We start from the raw sequence: 22472 nt of genomic DNA, 5'->3' as shown, positions 1-22472 counted from the left end.
AGCGCGCAGGCCCCGGTGCCCGTCGCGCCGGAGACGACGCGGCCTCCCCGGCCCGCCTCCGGCACTCCCCGGCAGAAGCCGCCGCCGGCCCGGGTCAAGACCAATCGGCCTCCGGTGATTACGGTCAAGTCGGCAAGGCCGGTTCTCTCGCCGTCGGCTACGGTAAGCAAGTCGGCAACACCGACGAGACCGACGAGGCGGCCGACGCCCGGCCCGAAACCGACCAGGACCCGTACCCCGACCCCGACGCCGACCCCCACCCCCACCACGACGCCGACGACCCCGACACCTTCCGCCTCGCCGGACCCGGGTGACTCGAACCCGCCGAAGGAGGAGACGTGATGCGCCATCGGGTCGATGATGGACACCGGCGGCCGCCCCCCGAGCAGGCCGGCACCAAGATGAACGGTAAGGGACAGTGCAGGAAATGACTCAGCCTCGGCTTCTCGGAGGTCGCTACGAGCTCGACGGTGTCGTCGGGCGTGGCGGCATGGCCGAGGTGTATCGCGCCAGAGACATCCGGCTGGACCGGGTGGTCGCGATCAAGACCCTCCGGTCGGATCTGGCCCGCGATCACACCTTTCAGGCCCGTTTCCGCCGTGAGGCGCAGTCCGCGGCGTCGCTGAACCACCCGGCCGTGGTCGCGGTCTACGACACCGGCGAGGACGTCACCGACGGCACGCCCGTGCCCTACATCGTGATGGAGTACGTCGACGGCCGGACGCTGCGCGATCTGCTCCGCGCCGACCGGCGACTGATCCCGGAACGCGCGACCGAGCTGGTCGACGGCATCCTGCGCGCCCTCGACTACAGCCACCGCGGCGGCATCGTGCACCGCGACATCAAGCCGGCCAACGTGATGATCACCACTGCCGGCGACGTCAAGGTGATGGACTTCGGCATCGCCCGCGCGATGGCCGACTCGGCCGCGACGATGACGCAGACGGCGCAGGTCATCGGCACCGCCCAGTACCTCTCGCCGGAGCAGGCGCGCGGCGAGCGGGTCGACGCCCGCAGCGACATCTACTCGACCGGTTGCGTGCTCTACGAGCTGCTCACCGGCCAGCCGCCGTTCACCGGCGACTCCCCCGTCGCGATCGCCTACCAGCACGTCCGCGAGGAGCCGATCCCGCCGTCGCAGATCGACCCGGAGATCCCCCAGTGGGCCGACGCGATCGTGCTCAAGGCCATGGCCAAGGACCCGGCGCACCGCTACCAGAGCGCGACCGAGATGCGCGCCGACATCCAGCGGGCCATGTCCGGCATGCCGGTCGACGCCCAGACGATGGCGATGACCGGCCAGTACGGTCAGGGCACCCGCATGATGACGGCCACGCAGTCCGCCACCGGCCCGGCCACCCAGCGCACCAACGCCATCCCGGCCTACGAGTACGAGCAGGGCGGCGGCCGCGGCGGGCGCCGCCGGGCCGACAACGGAGGCGGCAACGCGCTCAAGACCGCCCTGTGGGTCATCATCCCGCTGCTGGTCATCGGCGCCTTCGTCGGCCTGGGCTACGTCATGTTCGGCGGCGGTGGCGGCCCCACCACGCCGACCATGGTCAAGGTGCCGGGGCTGGAGTCGAAGACGCGCGAGTACGCCGAGAACCAGCTCAAGCAGCTCGGCCTGCAGGCGGAGGTCACCGAGGAGTTCAGCGCCGAGTTCGACAAGGACACGGTGATCGAGACCGACCCGCCCGAGGGCACCGAGGTGGAGAAGGGCGCCACGGTCAACGTGGTCGTCTCCAAGGGCCAGGAGAAGGTGAAGGTCCCCGCCGGCCTGATCGGGCTGACCGTGGAAGAGGCCAACGCCAAGCTGTCGGAGCTGGGGCTCACCGGCTCCGTCAAGACCCGGGCGTCCAGCCGGGCGCAGGGCAAGGTCTTCCAGACCGATCCCAAGGCGGGCGCCTCGGTCAACAAGGGCGACACGGTCACGCTGTTCATCCCGAAGGAGGCCGTCGCCGTCCCGAGCGTGCTGGGCATGACCGAGGACGACGCCCGCAGCACCCTGGAGGACGCGGGCTTCAAGGTCAAGGTCGTCACCCAGCCGAGCGACCAGGCCCAGGGCACGGTCATCCAGCAGAACCCGGGTGAGGGCGCCAAGCTGCAGCCCAACCTCGCGGTCACGATCGTCGTGTCGGAGGGCCCGGCCGCGCCGACGCCCACCGAGGAGCCGACGCAGGACTTCCCGACGGAAGACGTACCGACCGAGGAGCCGACCGACGACGACGGCTTCCCGACGGACGAGGAGCCGCCGGGGGACAATCCGATCGGCGACGGACTCTGATCCGGTTCTACGCGGGGCCGTCATCCCTTCCGGGGATGGCGGCCCTTTCCGTTGGAGCGCCGGGCCGGGCGCCGGTGAGGGCGGGACGACGAAGAGCGCCCCCGCCGCTCGGGGGCGACGGCGGGGACGCTCATCTGGTTGTCGCCGTGGCGCTCCGATTCGTTACAGCGAATCTCGCGAGCTTTCGGAGCCGCAGGCTCCAACGGCCCGGGGTCCCGGGCATTCAGGTCCTTGACGTTCAACTCCCTGAACGGTCAGCTCCCTGAACGGTCAGCTCCCTGAACGGTCAGGTCCCGCGGAGCCAGTTGCCGAGCAGTCGGTGGCCGTGCTCGGAGAGGACGGACTCGGGGTGGAACTGGACGCCCTCGATCGGCGCGGTCCGGTGGCGCAGGCCCATGATGACGCCGTCGGCCGTGCGCGCGGTCACCTCAAGCGTCGCGGGGACGGTCTCCGGAAGCACGGCCAGCGAGTGGTAGCGGGTCATCCGGACGGGCGAGGGCAGCGTGGCGAACACTCCCCTGCCGTCGTGGCTGACAGCGCTGGTGCCGCCGTGCACGAGTTCGGGGGCGCGGGCGACGGTGGCCCCGTAGGCGTGCGCGATCGCCTGATGGCCGAGGCAGACGCCGAGCAGCGGCTGCCCGCGCCGGGCGGCGTGGTGGACCAGGGGGACGCTCACGCCGGCCTCCTCGGGGGCGCCGGGGCCGGGGCTGATGAGGACGGCGTCGAAGCCGTCGGCGTCGCTCACCCGCACCTCGTCGCGGGGGCGGACGTCACAGGTCGCGCCCAGCACCCTCAGGTACTGGACGATGGTGTGCACGAAACTGTCGTGGTTGTCCACGACCAGCACGCGGGTCATCGGCGCACCGTCACCTCGTCGAGCGTCACTGCCGGCCCCAGAAGCGGAACAAGGGTCAACCGGGAACAAGGGTCAAGGGGGAACACGGGTCACCACAGTACGACCCCCGCCACGGCGGCCGGCAGCCGCGGCACGACCAGGTGAACGGCACAGCCAGGCGAACGGCACAGCCAGGCGAACGGCACGACCAGGGTGAACGGGACGACTCCGGCGGTGGGGGATCGCCATCACGTGCGCGTGGCGACTATTCTGGGGCTCGCTACCACTACCCTTTAACGCAGAGCCTGTGGACGATCCGGAAGCCCAGGCCCCCAGCAGGAGTTATCCAGTGCCCAAGCCCAGGACGCGCAAGAAGGCGGTCTACACCCCGCCGCAGAAGTCCCAGCAGGTCAAGGTCAGCCCTCGCTGGCTGGCGCCGACGATGGTCGCCGCGTGGCTCATCGGCATCCTGTGGATCGCCACCTACTACGTGGCGCCGCGAGCCCCGTTCATCGGCGATCTGCAGAACTGGAACCTGCTGATCGGGTTCGTTTTCATCATTTTCGGTGTGGTGCTCTCCACCCGCTGGCGTTAGTTCTTTTCCACAGCTTTTCCACAGCTGGGGACGTCAGCTCAGACCTGACATGGTGATCAAGGGCACCCTGACGACCACGAGCACGGCGAGCAGCACCACGAACCCCGCGATGGCCGCCACCTGCCACACGGTGCGGTTGTCCCGGGGCGCGTAGGCCAGCGCCGCCGCCAGGGCTGCCCCGGTGACCAGGCCGCCGATGTGACCGGTCCAGCTGATGCCGGGCACGATGAAGGTGATGCCCAGGTTGATCGCGATCAGCACGGCGATGCCGCGCACGTCGAGGTTGAGCCGGCGGCCCACCACGAACACCGCGCCGAACAGGCCGAAGATGGCCCCCGAGGCGCCCACGGTGAGGACTCTCGGGTCGTCCATCCACAGCCCGAGCACCGACCCGCCGAGCGCGCTCACGAGGTAGAGGGCGATGAACCTGGCGTGCCCGAACGCCCGCTCCAGATACGGCCCGATCACGTAGAGGGCCCAGCTGTTGAACAGGATGTGGAACATCCCGCCGTGCACGAACGCGGCGGTGATCAGCCGGTAGTACTCGTCGCCCAGGGCCACCATCACGGAGTTCATGCCCAGGTAGCTCTGGATGGCCGGCTCGACGAACTGGACGGCGAAGACGGCCAGGTTGAGGGCGAGGATGGTCCATGTCACGTAAGGGGTGCGGACCACGGAGCCGCCGAAGGTGGACTTCGCCTGCCGGATCCCCCGGTTGCCCTCGGCCACGCACTCGGGGCACTGGAACCCCACGGCGGCGTCGCGCATGCAGTCGGGGCAGATGGGGCGGTCACACCGCTGGCAGCGGACCCACGTCTCCCTGTCGGGGTGCCGATAGCACGTGGGGACCGCCTCCGCGGGCTGTTGCGGCTGGACGGGCGGCTGGCTGGTCATGCCCGCAGCCTAAAGCCTGCGGACCATTGCCGCGTCCCTCCACCGAGGCACAAAGGCCTCCGGACGCTGGTCCCTACGCCCAGGCGCTGAGGGGTCGCCTTCGGACCCTGGGGCGGCGTTCGGCAGTCCCTGACCCGCAGGGCCGCGCCCAGGGCTCCCCGGGCGCGGCGACCCTGAAGGCCGGACGGCGCGGGCGGCTTCGCGGAGCGCACCCTCGCCGGTGGTGGGGTCAGGCCGGGAGGCGGTCGATCGTGACCGACTCCAGGACGACCTCGTCGACCGGCTTGTCGTTGCGGCCGGTCTTGGTCTTGGAGATGGCGTCGACGACGTCCTGCCCCTCGATGACCTCCCCGAAGATGGTGTGGCGGCCGTTGAGGTGCGGGGTCGGCACGGTCGTGATGAAGAACTGCGACCCGTTGGTGCCCTTCCCCATCCGCTTGCCGGCGTTGGCCATGGCCAGCAGGTAGGGCCGGTTGAAGTAGAGCTCGGGGTGGATCTCGTCGTCGAACTCGTACCCAGGGCCGCCGAAGCCCTCGCCCAGCGGGTCGCCGCCCTGGATCATGAAGTTGGGGATGACACGGTGGAAGATCGTGCCGTCGTAGTAGCGATCGGCGCTCTTCTCGCCGGTGCCGGGGTGGGTCCACTCGCGGGAGCCTTCGGCCAGCTCCACGAAGTTGCGGACCGTCTTGGGAGCCTGGTTGGGAAAGAGCTCGACCTTGATCAGACCGCGGTTGGTCTGCAGGTTTGCGATCAGCTTCTCAGCCACGAGACAGCGGCCTTCCTCTATGCACGGAATGGAATGGTGGTGTTTGAGGACTATGAACAGTGGCCTCCATCGCCATCCTCCCACGGCGGGCCATGATTGAGCCGCTTCGTACCGGGCAGGTCAGGCGCGGGGCCCCAACGAAGGGGAGGTTTTGACGATAGGGAGGTTGGCGTGTCCCTGACACTGAGAAGACGACGCCGCGTGGCGATAGCAGTGCCCACCACGTGGACGGGCCGGGTGAAGGCCCAGGCCGTGAAGACCGGTCAGCGCGTGTCGCCGATGGCCGACCAGGCCAAGCTGGTCGCCTACAAGAGCGTCGACGACGCCCGGAGATGGGCGGCGCCCAGGCTGGAGAACGCCGCCCACCGGGTCGAGGTCCAGCTCGCGCCGGCGGTCAGCTCCATGCTGAACGACGCCGCGGTCCGGGTGCACCCCGGGCGTTCGGCGAAGTCGCGGCGCTGGCCGATGTTCATCCTGGTGTCCGGCCTGGCCATCGGCGCGGCGGGCGTCCTGTTCTACCGGCGCAACGCCCAGCAATGGACCGAGCACATGAAGGACTCCGCGTCCGACGCGTCCCGCTGGGCTCACGAGAAGGCCGACCGGGTCTCGGAGTCCGCGGACTCGGCGGCCTCGTCGGTCTCCAGCAGGGCCGATGAGGCGTCACGCAAGATGCCATGACGCGCGGTAGGGCGCGCTCCCGGTTTTCGGGGGCGCGCCTTACGCGTTTTCGGACACTCAGCCGTACGTGACATTAATCACGACACTTCACCCGAGCCATCCGATCCGAGCGCATACCGCCTCCGTACGGCTCAAAGGACGGCGGAGAGTGCGGCGAGCGCGTCGACGACCTGGCGGGAGTCGGGCGTGCTCTCGGGATCGAGCAGCCACTGGATCATCAAGCCGTCGGAGATGGCGATCACCACGGAGATCAGCACCTCGGGGGCGACGGGCAGCTCGATCCCCGACTCGGCGGCGGCCCGCCGCAGGATGCCGACCCCGGCCTCGCGGGCCTGGCCGTACGCTCCGGCGAGGCGCTCGCGCAGCGCCTCCTCGCGCAGGGCGGCGGGGTAGCCCTCGACGCAGCCCATCAGCGTCGGCCGCATCTCGCCGAAAACGTCGACCAGCGCCGCCATGGCCCGCTCCAGCAGCTCGCGGGGCGTGCCGAGGGTGTCGGCGAAGACGGCCTGCTCGGTCCGCACGGTCCACGCCTCGAAGCACGCGATGATGGCCTCGTTGAGCAGGGCGTCCTTGCCGCCGAAGTGGTAGCCGATCGAGGCGAGGTTGGTGCCCGACGCCGCGACCAGGTCGCGCGCGGTCGTGCGGGCGTAGCCCTTCTCCTGCAGGCAGCTCACCGCGCCGGCGAGCAACCGCTCGCGAACCTCTTTCCGTGACACGGCATCCATGCTATCCATGTATACAAGCGTATATGACATACGTATGTATTCAGGAGGTTCGCGATGCTCCCACCCGGCCCCCGGCTGCCCTCCGCCGCCCAGACCGCCTGGTTCATGCTCGACCCGGCGGGCGCGTTCGACCGGCTGCACCGCAGGTACGGACCGATCTTCACGGTGCGCTACTTCGGGTTCCCGCCCGAGGTGTACGTGACCACGGCGGAGCTGGCGGAGGAGGTCTTCCGCACCGATCAGGGCGGCGGGCTGGCCGGCGCCGCCCGGCGCGACTTCCTGGAGCCCCTGGTGGGCGCCCACTCGGTGCTGACGCTGGACGGCGACGCCTGGTCACGCCACCGCAAGGCGCTCACCCCGCCGCTGCGCGCCCGGCAGGTGGCCGGCTACCACGACGAGATCACCGACATCGCCGCCGAGAAGATCGCGACCTGGCCGCTCGGCGTGCCGATCGCGCTGCGCGACCTCATGCAGGACATCACCCTGGAAGTGATCATCAGGCTGGTGTTCGGCATCCGCGACGCCGAGCGCCTCGGCCGGCTGCGCGCCCTGCTCCCCCGCCTGATCAAGTTCGGCGGGTCGATGTCGGTCGCCATGCTGCCGGCCCGCCTGCGCGAGCGCGCCGCGGCGGCGCCGTTTCTGCCGTACGCGCGCTTCCTGAAGCTGCGCGCGGGCGTCGACGCGATCCTGTACGAGGAGATCGCCCGCAGGCGGCAGGACGAGACGGACGGCACGGACGTGCTGAGCAGGCTGCTCGCCTCGGGCCTGACCGACGAGGAGATCCGCGACGAGCTGGTCACCCTGCTGATCGCCGGCCACGAGACCACCGCGACCAGCCTGGCCTGGGCGTTCGAACGCCTGCTGAGACTGCCGCACGTGCTGGAGCGGCTGCCCGACGACGAGCCGTATCTCGACGCCGTGGTGAAGGAGGTGATGCGCGTCAGACCCGCCGTCTACGAGGCTCCCCGGCTGCTCGACGCGCCGCTGCGGCTGGGCGGCCACGAGATCCCCGCCGGGGTGTACGCGGGACCGTTCATCCCGCTCGTGCACCACGACCCGGTCGCCTTCCCGTCACCCGGGGAGTTCCGCCCGGAACGCTTCCTCGACGGGCAGCAGAACAGGGCGTGGATGCCTTTCGGCGGCGGCAGGCGCTTCTGCGTCGGCGCTCAGCTCGCCCTGCTGGAGATGCGCGTGATCATCCGGGAAGTGTTGCACCGCCTGGACCTCACGGCGCCGGACCCGGCGCCGGAGCCCAGGCGGCTCACCAACGTCACCTTCACTCCCGCACGACTGACCCGCGTTATTGCGCGCGCTCGATCTCTTGATCGGACGAGCTGACGCGGTGCCTGTCGTCCCGCCTGTCGTCCGCGCCCAGCTCCTCACGGAGGCGGTCGTAGTCGATGTGATGGCTGGTGTACTTCAGCTGGCGAGCGACCTTCGTCTGCTTCGCCTTGGCTCTTCCTCGGCCCATGGCTCAACTCCCTAGTCCCCGCTGCCCATGCTAGCCGACAACGTTACGACTTGAAGAATTATGCAACTGCGCTGGATTAGTCTGTCACTATGCACGTGGAGGTCAACCAGGCCAAGGCGGATTTGTTCCGGACACTCGGCCACCCCGCTCGCATCAGAGTGTTGGAGCTACTCCAGGAAGGGCCACTACCCGTCAGGGATCTCCTGGCCCAGATCGACATCGAGGCGTCGAGTCTCTCCCAGCAGCTGGCGGTCCTGCGCAGAGCGGGCATCGTCACCGCCATCCGTGAGGGCAGCACCGTGGTCTACACGCTGGCCACCCCCGAGCTCGCCGACCTGCTGCGCATCGCACGCCGCATCCTGACCGACATGCTCGCCGACCAGGGCCAGCTGCTCGCCGAGCTGCGCGCGGAGGTCCCCTGACCGGCCCATGGGCCGGAGTCGCCACCCGGTAGGCTTCGGCCCATGGTCTCCGAGCTGTTCGATCCCAAGGCGTGGCAGGAAGTCGAGGGGTTCGACTTCACCGACATCACCTACCACAGGGCCGTCGACCAGGGCACGGTGCGCATCGCGTTCGACCGCCCCGAGGTGCGCAACGCCTTCAGGCCGCAGACCGTCGACGAGCTCTACCGCGCGCTCGACCACGCCCGGCAGACCACCGACGTCGGATGCGTGCTGCTGACCGGCAACGGCCCCTCGCCCAAGGACGGCGGATGGGCGTTCTGTTCCGGCGGCGACCAGCGCATCCGCGGCAAGGACGGCTATCAGTACGCCGACGGCTCCGCCTCGACGGGACGGCTGCACATCCTGGAGGTGCAGCGGCTGATCCGGTTCATGCCCAAGGTGGTCGTCTGCGTGGTGCCCGGCTGGGCGGCCGGCGGTGGCCACAGCCTGCACGTGGTGGCCGATCTCACACTCGCCAGCGCCGAGCACGCCCGGTTCAAGCAGACCGACGCCGACGTGGCGAGCTTCGACGGCGGCTTCGGCTCCGCCTACCTCGCGCGCCAGGTGGGCCAGAAGTTCGCCCGCGAGATCTTCTTCCTCGGTGACACCTACAGCGCGGCCGACGCCCACCGGATGGGCATGGTCAACGCCGTCGTCCCGCACGAGGAGCTTGAGGCCACGGCCCTGGAGTGGGCCCGCAAGATCAACGCCAAGTCGCCGACGGCGCAGCGGATGCTCAAGTTCTCCTTCAACCTGATCGACGACGGGCTGGTGGGCCAGCAGGTGTTCGCCGGCGAGGCGACCAGGCTCGCCTACATGACCGACGAGGCCGCCGAAGGACGCGACTCGTTCCTGGAGAAGCGTCAGCCCGACTGGTCGCCGTACCCGTACCACTACTGAGCCCGGGGACGCGCGGGCGGCCAGACTGGGGACGTGGGAGATCTCGGAGACCGGCGGCGGGCCGAGAGTGTGATCGTCGTACCGGTGGCGCTGACCGCCTCGCACGTCAAGCAGGAGGGTGAGGCGGGGCGGGCCTGGTCTGCCGGGTTGCCGGCGCTCGCCGGGCGCTACCTGGAGGAGTGGGGGCTGCGCCTCGACGGCCCGTCCATGCACGGGGTGGTCTCTCTGGTGCTGCCCGTGGTGCGGGCCGACGGCACGCCCGCCGCGCTCAAGCTGCAGCCCCTCACCGACGAGAACGCGACCGAGCCCGTGGCGCTGCGCGCCTGGGCCGGCGACGGGTCGGTGCTGCTGCTGGAGCACGACCCGGCCACGGGGACCATGCTGCTGGAGCGGCTGGACGAGAGCCGGTCGCTGTCGGCGGTGCCGGACGACGTGAAGGCCACGGAGATCCTCGCCGGGCTGCTGGCCCGGCTGGTGGCGCGGCCCGCGCCCGAAGGGCTGCGGCGGCTCGGCGACCTCGCCGCCCGAATGCTGGAGGACGTCCCCGCCGCGCTGGCGAAGCTGCCCCGGGAGGAGGACCGGGCCTGGCTGCGCCGGTGCGCGGCGGCGGTCGCCGAACTCGTCCCCGAGCCCGGCGACCGGCTGCTCCACTGGGATCTGCACTACGACAACGTGCTGGCCGCCGGGCGGGAGCCGTGGCTGGCGATCGACCCGAAGCCGCTGGCGGGCGACCCCGGGTTCGACCTGATGCCCGCGCTGGACAACCGGTGGGGCGAGGTGGTGGCCTCCGGCGACGTACGCGGGAGCGTGCTGCGCCGCTTCGACCTGCTGGTGGAGGCGCTGGAGCTGGACCCGGCGCGGGCGGCCGGCTGGACGCTGGGCCGGGTGCTGCAGAACTCGCTGTGGGACGTCGAGGACGGCGAGACCCGGCTGAACGAGGTCCAGCTCGCCATCGCCGAGGCGATGACTCACCGCCAGTAGGCCGGGCACCTCCGGCCCGGGAGCACCCTGCCCAGTGCCACTCCGCCGGCGATCACCAGGGCGCTGGCGGTCAGCACCGGGTTGAGCAGGTAGACCGGGTCCGGCGCGGTGAGCCCGATCAGCGCCGCGGTGGCCGCGGCGGGCGGGTGAGGGGCGCGCAGGAGAAGCATGGGCGCGCAGGACGAGCGTGGGCGCGGACGGGTCGCCCGCCTCCCGGTAGAAGACGTCGAGCCCGTCGACGCGGACGGTGCGATAGCGGATGGTCACAGCCAGCCCCTTAACCGCTCAACGCGGTGCTGGCGCACGGCGCGCGCCGCCCCCAGGTGCGCGGCGGGCAGCCGTACGAGGTCGTCGTCCTGGACGATCCCGCCTGGCACGCGGCCTGGGTGGCGGCCGCCGACCTGGTCCGCGTGCTCGGCGACCGCCCGGAGCGGGTGCGCAAGTGCGCCAACCCGCGCTGTGTGCTGTGGTTCTACGACGTGAGCAAGAACGGCGGCCGCCGCTGGTGCTCGATGGACGTGTGCGGCAACCGGGCCAAGGTGGGCCGGTTCAACCAGCGGCAGCGCGCCCGTTCCTAGCCGATCAGCAGGACGATCTTGCCCTGGCCGTGGCGGGCCTCGCTCTCACGGTGCGCGTCGGCCGCGCGCTCCAGCGGGTACGTGCGCCGTACCGGGAAGATGAGCCGGCCCTCGGCGTACAGGGCGGCGTAGCGGGCCAGGCGCTCGGCGCTGCGCGTGCCCCGGGTGACCTGAATGCCGAGGTCGGCGGCCTTGCCGTGCTCGACCAGCGTCAGGATGCGGTCGCGGTCCTTGACCAGCTCCAGCGACACGTCCAAGGCGTCGCCGCCCGCGCCGTCGAGTGCGGCGTCCACGCCGTCGGGCGCGAGGGCGCGCACCCGGTCCGCCAGCCCCGGGCCGTAGGCGACCGGGATGGCGCCGAGCTCACGCAGGTAGGGGTGGTTCGCCTCGCGGGCGGTGCCGATCACGGTGGCGCCGCGCATCCTGGCGATCTGCACGGCGACGGTGCCGACCCCGCCGGCGGCGGCGTGCACGAGCAGGGTGTCGCCCGCGCCGACGGCGAGCCCGTCGAGCGCCAGCTCGGCCGTCTGCGCCCCCGCGGTGAGCCCGCCGGCCACCTCCCATGGCATCGAGGCGGGCTTGGGGGTCACGTCGCCCGCGCCGACCACGACGTACTCGGCGTAGCAGTTGAGCACCGAGAACCCGAGCACCTCGGCGCCCGGCTCCACCTCCGTCACTCCCGCTCCCACCTGGTCGACCACGCCCGCGAACTCGTTGCCGGGGATGCGCGGCAGGCCGCCCGGCAGCCCCGGCGGGGTCCACCCGGACCGCACGGCGGTGTCGAACGGCTGGACGCCGGCGGTCTTCACCCGTACCCGCACCTGGCCGGGGCCGGCCTGCGGGGCCGGCAGCCGCATCACCTTCAGCACCTCGGGGCCGCCGAACTCGGCGAAGGCGGCGGCCCGCATCGTCTCTTCACTCATCAGGCCAGCGTGCTTCCTCAACCGCGCTTGAGGTCAACCGGGCTGACCGGATGCAACTTATGTCTAACCATTCGGGAACTTTTCGCTTTACTCACGCTTTATCTGTATATAGTCCGACCAAGGGGCACCGGGGGACGGGGCATCGTGTTTTGAGTGACTTCCTGCAGGCTGTGCTGACTTTTCCCACGTCTGTTTTCAGCTTCATGCTGATCGTGGTCGTCGGCTATTGGCTCGTCGTGATCAGCGGGTTTTCCGACCTGGAGGGTGACGCGCCGTGGCTCGGATTCGGCGGCGTGCCGGCCGGGATCACGATCTCGCTGCTCGTCGCCCTGGCGTGGCTGCTGTCCCTCGCGGGCAGCCGGTTCGTCACCGGACCGCTGCTGTGGGCCGTGCCGGTGCTGGCGGTCGGCGTGGCCTGGCTCGCCGTCCGGGCGCTGCTCGCCCCGCTGCGGCGGCTGGCGTCCTTCGGCCATCGACCCTCGCGCAGAGACTTCGTCGGCCGCATGTGCGTGATCCGCACCGGCCGGGCGACCCCCGACTTCGGCCAGGCCGAAGTCACCGCCGCCGACGGCTCCTCGGCCCTCGTCCAGGTCAGGACGACCGGCCAGGACCGGCTCACCGGCGGCCAGACGGCCCTCATCTTCGAATACGACGCAGACGGCGAGTTCTTCTGGGTCATGCCTTACGAAAGTGAGCACTGAATGGATGTGATCTCCGCTGGTTTCGGCGTGTTCCTCGCCGTCGCGCTCATCGTCGTGGTCGGCCTGCTGATACTCGTCAGCCGCCTTTTCCGCAAGGTCGAACAGGGCAAGGCCCTCATCATTTCCAAGGTGAACAAAGTCGACGTGACCTTCACCGGCGCGGTGGTGCTCCCCGTGGTGCACAAGGCGGAGACCATGGACATCTCGGTGAAGACCATGGAGATCGAACGCAGCGGCCGTGAAGGGCTGATCTGCCGGGACAACATCCGGGCCGACATCAAGATCACGTTCTTCGTCCGGGTGAACAAGACCGCCGAGGACGTCATCAAGGTCGCCCAGGCCATCGGCACCGAGCGGGCCAGCGACGAGCAGACCCTCCAGGAGCTGTTCAACGCCAAGTTCTCCGAGGCGCTCAAGACCGCGGGCAAGCATCTGGACTTCGTGGACCTCTACACCCACCGCAACGAGTTCCGCGACGAGATCGTCCGCATCATCGGCACCGACCTCAACGGTTACAGCCTGGAGGACGCGGCCATCGACCACCTGGAGCAGACCGCGCTGCACCAGCTCGACAAGAGCAACATCCTGGACGCGCAGGGCATCCGGAAGATCACCGAGCTGACGGCGATCGAGCACGTGCGCACCAACGAGTTCCAGCGCACCGAGGAGAAGGAGATCACCCGCCAGAACGTGGAGGCCCGCGAGGCCATCCTCGAACTGGAGCGCCGCCAGGCCGACGCCGAGATCAAGCAGAAGCGCGAGGTCGAGACCATGAAGGCGCGCGAGGAGGCGGAGATCTTCCGCGTGCAGGCGGAGGAGCGGCTCCGCGCCCAGACCGCCGCGATCAAGACCGACGAGCAGCTCGGCGTGCAGCACGAGAACCGCACCCGCGAGGTGGCCGTCGCGGAGAAGAACCGCGAGCGGGTGATCGCCATCGAGTCCGAGCGCATCGAGAAGGACCGACTGCTGGAGGTCATCGCCCGCGAGCGGGAGACCGAGCTGTCGCGCATCGCCAAGGACAAGGAGGTCGAGACCGAGAAGCGGTCGATCGCCGAGGTCATCCGCGAGCGCATCGCCGTCGACAAGACGGTGGCCGAGCAGGAGGAGGCCATCAAGCGGCTGCGCGTGGTCGAGGAGGCCGAGCGGACCCGCCAGGCCGTCATCATCGCCGCCGAGGCCGAGGCGCAGGAGAACCTGGTCAAGGACATCAAGGCGGCCGAGGCCGCCGAGGCCGCGTCGAAGTTCAAGGCCCGCGAGGACCTGACGCTGGCCGAGGCCAGGCAGCAGGCGGCGGAGCTGGAGGCCCGCGCCAAGATCCGGCTCGCGGAGGGCCGGCAGGCCGAGGCGGCCGCGAACGGCCTGGCCGAGGTCCAGGTCAAGGAGCGCGACGCGGAGGCGATCGAGAAGGTCGGCCGGGCCGAGGCCCTGGTGCTGAACGAGCGGCTGCGGGCCGAGGCCGAGGGCGCCCGCGCGATGGCGCTGGTCGACGGCGAGCGGCTCAAGGCGCGGGCCGAGGGCGAGCAGGCGATGGCGCTGGCCAACGCCGCGGCCGTGGGCGAGCGGCTCAAGGCCGAGGCGGAGGGCCTCACCGAGAAGGCCGCCGCGATGGCCGCGCTGGACGAGGCCAGCAGGGCGCACGAGGAGTACCGCCTGCGCCTGGAGGCCGACAGGGAAGTGCGGCTCAAGGAGATCGACGTCACCCGTCAGGTGGCCGAGTCGCAGGCGAACGTGCTGGCCGCGGGCCTGGCCCAGGCCAACATCGACATCGTCGGCGGCGACACGATGTTCTTCGACCGGGTGGTCGGCTCGATCACCGCGGCGAAGACGGTCGACGGGTTCATGGAGCACTCCGAGGTGGCGAGCTCGCTCGCGCGCCCGTACCTGAACGGGAACGCCAGCCTGGTCGAGGACCTCAAGGGCGTGATCGGCGGGGTGACCAGCGAGGACGTCAAGAACCTGACCGTGTCGGCGCTGCTCATGCGGCTCATCCAGCAGGGCGGGCCGGACTCCGGGCCGCTCGGCGAGCTGCTGGACACGGCGCGGCGGCTGGGCGTGGCCGACCAGCCGGTGGCCGCGCTGTCCGCGTCCAGGGCCTGACGCGTGACCGAGCAGGTCGACCTGGAGGCGGGCACCTACGAGGTGCTGCGGAACCGGCTCGGCGCCCAGGCCAGGACGCTGGCCGGGGCCGCCGAGGCGGTCAACGCGGCCCGGCTGGAGGTGTTCGGCGGGGCGGAGCTGCGACTGCTGGGCACCGAGCGGATCCGCACCGAGAACAACTGCGTGCCCAGGGACATCGTGTCCCTGGGCGAGGTGATGCTGTTCGGCTACAACGTCTTCATCGGGCTCAAGCCGGAGACGTCGGTGTCGGACGTGTTCGCGGTGCACCGCTTCGCCCGAGAGGGCGACGGGTTCCGGTTCGAGCAGGGCAAGCTGGAGGCGCTGGACGACCCGGCGTTCAGGAAGGACTTCGCCGAGCTCTACCGCTACTACAAGGAGACCCGGCTGCAGCAGCTCAGGCGGGTCGACGGCAAGCTGCTGGCGGTGTTCAGGACCGGGCCGGCCGACCTCCGGGTGCTGCGCTGGACGGTCAGCCCCACCGGAGTCACGAAATATCTGGACAACAGGGGGGAGCGCGACCACGTCTTCCCACCCTCCCACGACTTCGAGTGGACCCCCACCACCCGCGACGACCACGTCCTCGGTCGGCACCCGCACATCTCCATCGAGGGCGAGGTCTTCGTCGAGACGCTCGGCGGCGACCTCACCATCAAGATCGAGAACAACACGGAGACCGGCGAGGGCGTCTACGCCGAGCCGGTCGCCGAGCCGCTGCAGAGCCTCGCGGACGCCGCCGTCGAGCACGCCCGCGTCGGCCCGCTCATCCTCATGCGGATCAGGCCGTACAAGGAGGACGCCTGGCGCCACCTGGTCTTCAACACCCGCACCAAGGCCGTGACCAGGCTGGACGGCATCGGCCAGGCCTGCCGGCGGCTCCCCGAGGACCAGGGCCTGATCTTCCCCGGCGGCTACTACCTGGCCACCGGCGTCAGCAAGACGTTCGACACGGACGTGACGGACCTGGAGTTCGAGCGGGTCGTGCGCGCCCCCAACGGCGAGGACGCGCTGTACGTCTTCCACGCCCGGGGCGACGGCCGCTCGCTGCTGCTGCCGTACAACGTGATCAGGAAGGAGGTGGCCAACCCGATCGTCTGCCACGGGTACTCGCTGTTCGACGACGGCACGATGGTGGTCTTCCGCGCCACCTCCGAGGAGCCGACGCGGGTGCACCCGATGCAGGTCTGGCAGACGCCGTACGTCTCCGACACGTACGCGGCCGCGCAGCCCGCCGGCACCGGGCCGCTGGAGCGGATCGGCAACGCCGAGCTGGTCCGGGGCGTCTCCGACTGCCTGTCGATCACCCGCATGGTGGAGGAGATGGCGCCCTCGGCCGCCACCTTCGAAGCGCTGATCGCCGCCTGCACGCGCGCCTTCGACAGCTACCACTGGCTGGCCGAGCAGGGCCTCAGCGAGCCGCTCGCCGACGTGCGCGCCACCGCCGAGCAGGTCCTGGACGAGTACGAGCACGTCCAGCAGCTCACCGCCCAGGCCGCCGCCACGCTCGCGGAGGCCGAGGAGGAGGTCACCCGGCTGGTCCGGCGGGCCGGGGCGGACGCGCCCGTCACCGCCGACGCCTGGGTGAGCCTGCTGGCCACGCTCCGCCGGGCCCAGGGCCACCTGGTGACGCTGCGCGAGGTGCGGTACATCGACCTCGGCCGGCTCGACGAACTGGCCGCCGACCTGGACGGCGCGCTGGACGGGGCGGGCACGGGCGCCGTGACGTTCCTGGAGGGGGCCGACGCCTTCACCGGCTACCACGCGGCCGTCGAGGCGCTGGCCGCCGAGGCGGCGGCGATCGAGACCGCCGCCGGGGCCGGGCCCGTCGCCGACCGGCTCGCCGAACAGGCCGAGGGCCTGGAAGTGGTCACCGAGGTGGTCGGCTCCCTCGACATCGCCGACGCCACCGTGCGCACCGCGATCCTGGGCCGCATCGCCGAGGTGCTCGGCGGGGTCAACCGGGCCCGCGCGATGCTCGACGGCCGCCGCCGCGAGCTGCTGAGCAGCGAGGGCCGGGCCGCGTTCGCCGCCGAGTTCGCGCTGCTCGGCCAGTCCGTCACCGGCGCGCTGACGATGGCCGACACCCCTGCCCGGTGCGACGAGCAGCTAGGCCGCCTCCTGCTGCAGATCGAGAACCTGGAGTCGCGCTTCGGCGAGATCGACGACTTCGCCGGGCAGCTCGCCGGCAAGCGCGACGAGGTGTACGAGGCGTTCTCGTCCCGCAAGCAGAGCCGGCTCGACGCGCTGGCCCGGCGCGCGGACCGGCTGTACGGCTCCGCCGACCGCGTCCTGGCGAGCGTCACCCGCAGGATCGCCACGCTCGGCTCACCCGACGAGATCAACACCTACTTCGCCACCGACCCGATGGTGACCAGGCTCCGCGCGGTCGCGGCCGAGCTGCGCGAGCTGGGCGACTCCGTACGGGCCGAGGAACTGGACGGGCGGGTCAAGGCGGCGCGGCAGGAGGCCGGGCGGGCGCTGCGCGACCGGCTCGACCTGTTCGCGGACGGCGGCGAGACGATCAGGCTGGGCCGCCACCGGTTCGCGGTGAACACCCAGCCCGTGGACCTCACGCTGGTGCCGCACGACGACACCATGCGCCTGGCCATCACCGGGACCGACTTCCGCTCGCCCGTGCCGGCCTCGTTCGCCGACACCCGGCCCTTCTGGGACCAGCTCCTGGTCTCCGAGACGTCCGAGGTCTACCGGGGCGAGTACCTCGCGGCCACGCTGCTGGACCGGGCCGCGCCCGGCGACGACCTGGCCCGTCTGGTCCGGGAGGCCGCCGAGGCCCGCTACGACGAGGGCTACGAGCGGGGCGTGCACGACCACGACGCGGCCGCGATCCTCGACGCGCTGGTCCGGCTCCGCGAGGGCGCCGGGCTGCTGCGCCACCCGCCCGGGGCACGAGCCGCGGCGCAGCTGTTCTGGGCGCACGGGGTGGACGAGGTTTCACGTAAAACATTGACCACCCGGGCCGTGTCGCTGGTGCGCGCCCGCGAGGTCTTCGGCCCGGGACCGGCGCTGACCGCGCTCGCCGCCGAGCTGGGCGCGCTGATCGCCGCCTTCCTGGCGACGGCCGGCCTGCCCGGCGCCGACGCCTCGGCGGCCGGTGAGTATCTGGTGGAGGAACTGGCCGGCACGCCCGCCGGGTTCGTCACCGGCAAGGCCGCGCGCGACCTGCTGGACGGGTTCCACCAGGCGCTCGGGCCGGCCGGGACCCACGCGTTCGAGTCCGACCTCGCCTCCGTCCCGCTGCCGGAACGGCTGCAGCTCGCCCACGCCTGGCTCGGCGCGTACGCGCAAGGGCCGGAGCTGGCCGAGGCCGTCGCCGTACGGCTCTGCGACCTGCCCCGGCACGACTCCGGCGCCCCCGTCACCGCGACCGTGGAGGGCCTGCTCGGGTCACACCCGCGGATCGCCGACAGGAAACTGGAGATCCGGCTGGACGAGCTGCTGTCCAGGGTCCGGCGGTTCGCGGCCGAGCGGGTCCCGGGCTTTCGCGCGTACCAGAGGCGGCGCACCGAGCTGGTCGCCGCCGAGCGGGAGCGGCTGCGGCTGGAGGAGTACAAGCCCAAGGTGATGAGCGCGTTCGTGCGCAACCGGCTGCTCGACGAGGTGTACCTGCCGCTCATCGGCGACAACCTGGCCAAGCAGCTCGGCGCGGCGGGCGAGGGCAGGCGCACCGACCAGATGGGGCTGCTGCTGCTCATCTCGCCGCCCGGCTACGGCAAGACGACGCTGATGGAGTACGTGGCCAGCCGGCTCGGGCTGCTGTTCGTCAAGGTGAACGGCCCGGCGCTGGGCCACGACGTGACCTCGCTCGACCCGGCCGAGGCGCCGAACGCGACCGCCAGGCAGGAGGTGGAGAAGATCTCGTTCGCGCTGGAGGCGGGCAACAACACCCTGCTGTACCTGGACGACATCCAGCACACCTCCCCCGAGCTGCTGCAGAAGTTCATCTCGCTCTGCGACGCGCAACGGCGCATCGAGGGCGTCTGGAACGGCCGCACCCGCACCTACGACCTGCGCGGCAAGCGGTTCGCCGTGTGCATGGCGGGCAACCCGTACACCGAGTCCGGGCAGCGCTTCCGCATCCCCGACATGCTCGCCAACCGGGCCGACGTGTGGAACCTCGGCGACGTGCTGTCCGGCCGGGACGAGCTGTTCGCGCTCAGCTACGTCGACAACGCGCTCACCTCCAACCCGGTGCTCGCGCCGCTGTCGGCCCGCGACCGGTCGGACGTGGAGCTGCTGGTCCGGCTGGCCAGGGGTGACGCGTCGGTGCGACCGGACCAGCTCACGCACCCGTACACCAAGCCCGAGCTGGACCAGGTGCTCAGCGTGCTGCGCAAGCTGGTGCGGGTCCAGGAGGTGGTGCTGGCCAACAACCGGGCCTACATCGCCTCTGCCGCCCAGGCCGACGCCTCGCGCACCGAGCCGCCGTACCGGCTGCAGGGCTCGTACCGGAACATGAACAAGCTGGCCGAGCGGATCGTCCCGGCGATGAACGACGAGGAGCTGGAGGTGCTCATCGACGACCATTACCTGGGCGAGGCGCAGACGCTCACCGCGGACGCCGAGGCGAACCTGCTCAAGCTGGCGGAGCTGCGCGGCCGTCTCGGCCCGGAGCAGGCGGCGCGCTGGGCCGTGATCAAGGCCGCCTACCTGCGGGAGAAGGCGCTGGGCGGGGACGCCGACGACCCCATGAGCCGGGCCGTCGGCGCGCTGGGCCTGCTGGCGGACCAGGTCCGCGACGTGGGCTCGGCGATCAGGGACCGCTGACGGGTCACGTTTCCCGCCGGGTCAGGGCGGCGGTGGCGTCGCGCTGGATCGCCGTGGCCCGGCCGAGGAAGTCGAGGATGAGCTCCAACTGCTCGTCGGTGTAGCGCTCGTACAGGCCGGCCAGGCCGGTCACCAGCGGCGCGAACAGCTCCTCGAAGCCGGCCAGCCGCTCCCGGTCGACCTCCACGACGACGCGGCGCCGGTCCTTGGGGTGGCGGGTCCGCCGCGCCAGCCCTCTGGCCTCCAGCCGGTCGATCAGGTTGCTGACGGTGGCGGGGGCCAGGCCGGTGTGCCGGCAGATCTCCCCCGCCGTCAGCGGACCGAGGCGTTGCAGCAGGTCGAGGGTCTTCTCCTCGCTCATGCCGAGGCCCAGCCGCTCGCCCATGGCCGTGTGGTACATGACGGCGGCGTTGCTGTTCTCCCGCCCGGCCGTGGTCAGGGCGTCGAGCAATTTCTTTCGGCGATCCGAAATATCTCTGGCCATCCGACCCCGCTCGGCATATATTTCGTTCGGACGAACGAAAGGTTATCATGAAGGCTCTCATCGCAGGATGCGGGATCGGCGGCCCGGCCATCGCCATGGCGCTGCGCGAAGTGGGCGTCGACGCCGAGATCCACGAGGCGTACGGCGCCGGCGCCGAGGGCGTGGGCGCGTTCCTCAACGTCGCCTCCAACGGGATTCCCGCGCTGCGCGTGCTCGGGCTGCACCATGAGGTGGCCCGCGCCGGCATCCCCACCCCGGACATGGTCATGTGGAGCGGCACGGGCAAGCGCCTGGGCCGGGTGCCCAACGGGATGGCGCTGGACGACGGCACCGTGAGCCACACGATCCTGCGCTCGGACCTGTACCGGATCATGCGGGACGCCGCCGCCGCACGGGGCGTCCCCATCGCCTACGGCAAGCGCCTGGCCTCCTTCGACGACACCGGCTCGCAGGTGGTGACCCACTACGAGGACGGCACGAGCGCGACCGGCGACCTGCTGATCGCGGCCGACGGCGTGCAGTCGCGCACCCGGCGGCTGCTCGACCCCGAGGCGCCAGGACCGCGCTACACCGGCCTCTACAACTGCGGCGGCATCATGAAGGACCCGAACGTCACCGGCGAACCCGGCGTCTACCACCTGGTGTTCGGCAAGCGCGCGTTCTTCGGCTACACGGTGACCGACGACGGCGAGACGTGGTGGTTCGCGAACCTGCCTCGCGCACTCGGCGACGAGCCGGCGGACTGGCGGCCGGTGCTGGAGGAGGCGTTCGCGGACGACACCGGCATCGCCGCCGGTCTGGTCCGGCGTGCCGACCTGGGCCAGGTGCTCCCCATCCACGACCTGCCGCCGGTGCCCGTGTGGCATCGCGGCAGGGTGGTGCTCACCGGCGACGCCGCGCACGCCACCTCCCCCAGTTCGGGGCAGGGCGCCTCGCAGGCCATCGAGGACGCCGTGGTGCTCGCCCGCTGCCTGCGCGACGCCGCCGGCCACCGGGAGGCGTTCGGCCGGTACGAGAGCGAGCGGCGCGAGCGCGCCGAGCGGGTGGTCGCCTACGCCAGGAGGATCAGCGACAGCAAGGCCGCCGGGCCGGTCGGCCGGATCTTCAGGGACGCGCTGCTGCCGATCATCCTGAAGCGCCAGGCGAACCAGGAGTCACTCGCCTGGATGTACCGCCACCAGGTCAGCCTGTGACACCGCCTCCCTGCTCGCGGGCAGCAGGGGCAGCCGCACGTCGGCGGTGGGGATGAGGCCGCGGGCGTGCAGCACGCCCTTGATCACCGTCGGGTTCGGCTCGGCGAACAGCGCGGCCGACAGCCGGGCCAGCCGGTGCCCCAGCGCTCTGCCCCGGGTCACGTCGCCGGCCCGCCAGGCCGCGGCCAGCTCCGCGAACGCGTCGGTGGCCAGGTGAGCCGAGGCCAGGACGCCGCCGGACGCGCCCAGGGCCAGCAGCGGCGAGACGAACGCGTCGTCCCCGCCCAGCACGTCGAACCCGTCAGGCAGGTCGCCGAGCAGGTCCACCGCGTCCTGGTCGACGCCGCCCGCCGCGTACTTGACGGCGGCGATCCGCGGGTGCGCGCCGAGCCGCCGCAGGGTCGCCGCGCTCACCGCCTGCCCGGTGCGGTAGGGGATGTGGTAGATCATCAAGGGCACCGGGGTCTCCTCGGCCAGCGCCTCGAAGTGCGCGATCACGCCCCGTTCCGACGGCCGCAGGAAGTACGGCACGGTCACGAGCGCCGCGTCCACCCCGCCGGGCAGCTTCTTGAGCGCCCGCCCGACCGAGCGGGTGTCGTTGCCGGTGACGCCGACGGTCAGCGGCAGCCCGCGCTCCCGGCACGCGGCCGCGCACGTCCCGATCACCCGCTCCCGCTCGGCCGGCGTCAGGGCCGCGACCTCGCCGGTCGTGCCCAGCGCGACCAGGCCGGAGGCGCCCTGGTCGAGCACGTGATCGGCGATCTTGGCGAGCGCGTCGAAGGCCACCTCGCCGTCGGCGTCGTAGGGAGTGATCAGAGGTACGTGGATTCCGGTGAACATGCTCCCAGCCTCGCCCGGATCGATCCGTAAGGTCCAGCGACCATTTCTAAGCTGCACCGTAAGATGGACTGATGCTCGACCCGCGCAAGCTGCACCTCCTGCGCGAGCTGTCCCGGCGCGGCACCATCGCGGCCGTCGCCGAGGCCGCCGCGTTCACCCCCTCGGCCGTCTCCCAGCAACTCAGCGCCCTCGAACGCGAGGCGGGCGTGCCCCTGCTGGAGCGCACCGGCCGCACCGTGACGCTCACCCCGGCCGGGTGGCTGCTCGTCGGGCACGCGCAG

At 71.2% G+C, this 22472-nt stretch carries 23 protein-coding genes; 14 read left to right on the top strand and 9 right to left on the bottom strand.

Annotated elements, in window-relative coordinates:
* A partial coding sequence (locus OUY22_RS25625; protein WP_270157701.1) for a hypothetical protein occupies window positions 1–314 on the top strand: 314 nt, incomplete at its 5' end.
* 113 nt (window positions 315–427) lie between these two features.
* Window positions 428–2284, top strand: coding sequence for a Stk1 family PASTA domain-containing Ser/Thr kinase (gene pknB, locus OUY22_RS25620; RefSeq protein WP_270157700.1), 1857 nt, complete (start codon window positions 428–430; stop codon window positions 2282–2284).
* 286 nt (window positions 2285–2570) lie between these two features.
* Here pknB and OUY22_RS25615 read toward each other — a convergent pair whose 3' ends face one another.
* Window positions 2571–3140 (bottom strand): anthranilate synthase component II, encoded by a 570-nt coding sequence (locus tag OUY22_RS25615; RefSeq protein ID WP_270157699.1) that lies wholly within the window; start codon window positions 3138–3140, stop codon window positions 2571–2573.
* Window positions 3141–3468: 328 nt separating this feature from the next.
* Between OUY22_RS25615 and OUY22_RS25610 the strand changes: the two genes are divergently transcribed.
* Complete coding sequence (locus OUY22_RS25610) at window positions 3469–3714, top strand: cell division protein CrgA (RefSeq protein ID WP_270157698.1); 246 nt, start codon at window positions 3469–3471, stop codon at window positions 3712–3714.
* A 33-nt stretch (window positions 3715–3747) separates the two neighbouring features.
* On the opposite strand, the gene OUY22_RS25605 is transcribed toward OUY22_RS25610, so the two are convergent.
* Both OUY22_RS25605 and OUY22_RS25600 read right to left on the bottom strand, forming a co-directional pair.
* Window positions 3748–4608: a rhomboid family intramembrane serine protease gene (locus OUY22_RS25605; protein ID WP_270157697.1), complete on the bottom strand. Its 861-nt coding sequence runs from the start codon at window positions 4606–4608 to the stop codon at window positions 3748–3750.
* 229 nt (window positions 4609–4837) lie between these two features.
* Entirely contained in the window at window positions 4838–5374 is a 537-nt protein-coding gene (locus tag OUY22_RS25600; RefSeq protein ID WP_456299855.1) for a peptidylprolyl isomerase, read from the bottom strand.
* A 171-nt stretch (window positions 5375–5545) separates the two neighbouring features.
* Between OUY22_RS25600 and OUY22_RS25595 the strand changes: the two genes are divergently transcribed.
* Window positions 5546–6052, top strand: a complete 507-nt coding sequence (locus OUY22_RS25595; protein ID WP_270157696.1) for a hypothetical protein — start codon at window positions 5546–5548, stop codon at window positions 6050–6052.
* A gap of 131 nt (window positions 6053–6183) precedes the next feature.
* Here the strand turns inward: OUY22_RS25595 and OUY22_RS25590 are convergent, their stop codons facing one another.
* The gene (locus OUY22_RS25590; protein WP_270157695.1) at window positions 6184–6768 is read right to left on the bottom strand and encodes a TetR/AcrR family transcriptional regulator; all 585 of its coding nucleotides are present in this window, start codon (window positions 6766–6768) and stop codon (window positions 6184–6186) included.
* A gap of 63 nt (window positions 6769–6831) precedes the next feature.
* Here OUY22_RS25590 and OUY22_RS25585 point away from each other — a divergent pair, with 63 nt between their 5' ends.
* Window positions 6832–8115, top strand: a complete 1284-nt coding sequence (locus OUY22_RS25585) for a cytochrome P450 (RefSeq protein ID WP_270157694.1) — start codon at window positions 6832–6834, stop codon at window positions 8113–8115.
* On the opposite strand, the gene OUY22_RS36800 is transcribed toward OUY22_RS25585, so the two are convergent.
* Window positions 8078–8248, bottom strand: coding sequence for a DUF3073 domain-containing protein (locus tag OUY22_RS36800; protein ID WP_333486783.1), 171 nt, complete (start codon window positions 8246–8248; stop codon window positions 8078–8080). The two genes, OUY22_RS25585 and OUY22_RS36800, sit on opposite strands and share 38 nt — an antisense overlap.
* Window positions 8249–8337: 89 nt before the next feature.
* Here OUY22_RS36800 and OUY22_RS25575 point away from each other — a divergent pair, with 89 nt between their 5' ends.
* The 3 genes from OUY22_RS25575 (at window position 8338) to OUY22_RS25565 (ending at window position 10572) form a co-directional block, all read left to right on the top strand.
* Complete coding sequence (locus OUY22_RS25575) at window positions 8338–8670, top strand: ArsR/SmtB family transcription factor (protein WP_148036039.1); 333 nt, start codon at window positions 8338–8340, stop codon at window positions 8668–8670.
* Between the two features lie 42 nt (window positions 8671–8712).
* Window positions 8713–9591, top strand: a complete 879-nt coding sequence (locus OUY22_RS25570; protein ID WP_270157693.1) for a 1,4-dihydroxy-2-naphthoyl-CoA synthase — start codon at window positions 8713–8715, stop codon at window positions 9589–9591.
* 69 nt (window positions 9592–9660) lie between these two features.
* Complete coding sequence (locus OUY22_RS25565) at window positions 9661–10572, top strand: aminoglycoside phosphotransferase family protein (protein WP_408638200.1); 912 nt, start codon at window positions 9661–9663, stop codon at window positions 10570–10572.
* Here OUY22_RS25565 and OUY22_RS25560 read toward each other — a convergent pair.
* Window positions 10560–10742, bottom strand: coding sequence for an HPP family protein (locus OUY22_RS25560; RefSeq protein ID WP_270157691.1), 183 nt, complete (start codon window positions 10740–10742; stop codon window positions 10560–10562). The genes OUY22_RS25565 and OUY22_RS25560 overlap by 13 nt on opposite strands.
* A gap of 123 nt (window positions 10743–10865) precedes the next feature.
* Here OUY22_RS25560 and OUY22_RS25555 point away from each other — a divergent pair, with 123 nt between their 5' ends.
* Window positions 10866–11150 carry a CGNR zinc finger domain-containing protein gene (locus tag OUY22_RS25555; protein WP_270157690.1) on the top strand — a complete coding sequence of 95 codons (285 nt, stop codon included), beginning with the start codon at window positions 10866–10868 and terminating at the stop codon, window positions 11148–11150.
* On the opposite strand, the gene OUY22_RS25550 is transcribed toward OUY22_RS25555, so the two are convergent.
* The gene (locus OUY22_RS25550; RefSeq protein ID WP_270157702.1) at window positions 11147–12058 is read right to left on the bottom strand and encodes an NADP-dependent oxidoreductase; all 912 of its coding nucleotides are present in this window, start codon (window positions 12056–12058) and stop codon (window positions 11147–11149) included. The two genes, OUY22_RS25555 and OUY22_RS25550, sit on opposite strands and share 4 nt — an antisense overlap.
* Window positions 12059–12276: 218 nt before the next feature.
* Here OUY22_RS25550 and OUY22_RS25545 point away from each other — a divergent pair, with 218 nt between their 5' ends.
* The 3 genes from OUY22_RS25545 to OUY22_RS25535 are packed head-to-tail and all read left to right on the top strand — an operon-like array spanning window position 12277 to window position 19674.
* Entirely contained in the window at window positions 12277–12774 is a 498-nt protein-coding gene (locus OUY22_RS25545) for a hypothetical protein (RefSeq protein WP_270157689.1), read from the top strand.
* A complete protein-coding gene (locus OUY22_RS25540; RefSeq protein WP_270157688.1) occupies window positions 12775–14871 on the top strand; it encodes a flotillin family protein in 2097 nt (698 codons plus the stop codon).
* A gap of 3 nt (window positions 14872–14874) precedes the next feature.
* Window positions 14875–19674 carry a DNA repair ATPase gene (locus OUY22_RS25535; RefSeq protein ID WP_270157687.1) on the top strand — a complete coding sequence of 1600 codons (4800 nt, stop codon included), beginning with the start codon at window positions 14875–14877 and terminating at the stop codon, window positions 19672–19674.
* 4 nt (window positions 19675–19678) lie between these two features.
* On the opposite strand, the gene OUY22_RS25530 is transcribed toward OUY22_RS25535, so the two are convergent.
* The gene (locus OUY22_RS25530; RefSeq protein WP_270157686.1) at window positions 19679–20125 is read right to left on the bottom strand and encodes a MarR family winged helix-turn-helix transcriptional regulator; all 447 of its coding nucleotides are present in this window, start codon (window positions 20123–20125) and stop codon (window positions 19679–19681) included.
* Window positions 20126–20205: 80 nt separating this feature from the next.
* Between OUY22_RS25530 and OUY22_RS25525 the strand changes: the two genes are divergently transcribed.
* A complete protein-coding gene (locus OUY22_RS25525; protein ID WP_270157685.1) occupies window positions 20206–21351 on the top strand; it encodes an FAD-dependent monooxygenase in 1146 nt (381 codons plus the stop codon).
* On the opposite strand, the gene dapA is transcribed toward OUY22_RS25525, so the two are convergent.
* Window positions 21313–22191, bottom strand: a complete 879-nt coding sequence (dapA, locus tag OUY22_RS25520; RefSeq protein WP_270157684.1) for a 4-hydroxy-tetrahydrodipicolinate synthase — start codon at window positions 22189–22191, stop codon at window positions 21313–21315. The two genes, OUY22_RS25525 and dapA, sit on opposite strands and share 39 nt — an antisense overlap.
* 71 nt (window positions 22192–22262) lie before the next feature.
* Here dapA and OUY22_RS25515 point away from each other — a divergent pair.
* The coding region (locus OUY22_RS25515; RefSeq protein WP_270157683.1) for a LysR family transcriptional regulator at window positions 22263–22472 on the top strand (210 nt) is incomplete at its 3' end.

This window comes from Nonomuraea corallina (assembly GCF_027620315.1).
GTDB lineage: Bacteria > Actinomycetota > Actinomycetes > Streptosporangiales > Streptosporangiaceae > Nonomuraea > Nonomuraea corallina.
Note: the sequence above shows the minus strand (reverse complement) of the source record. Positions and strands in the feature narration are given on the sequence as shown.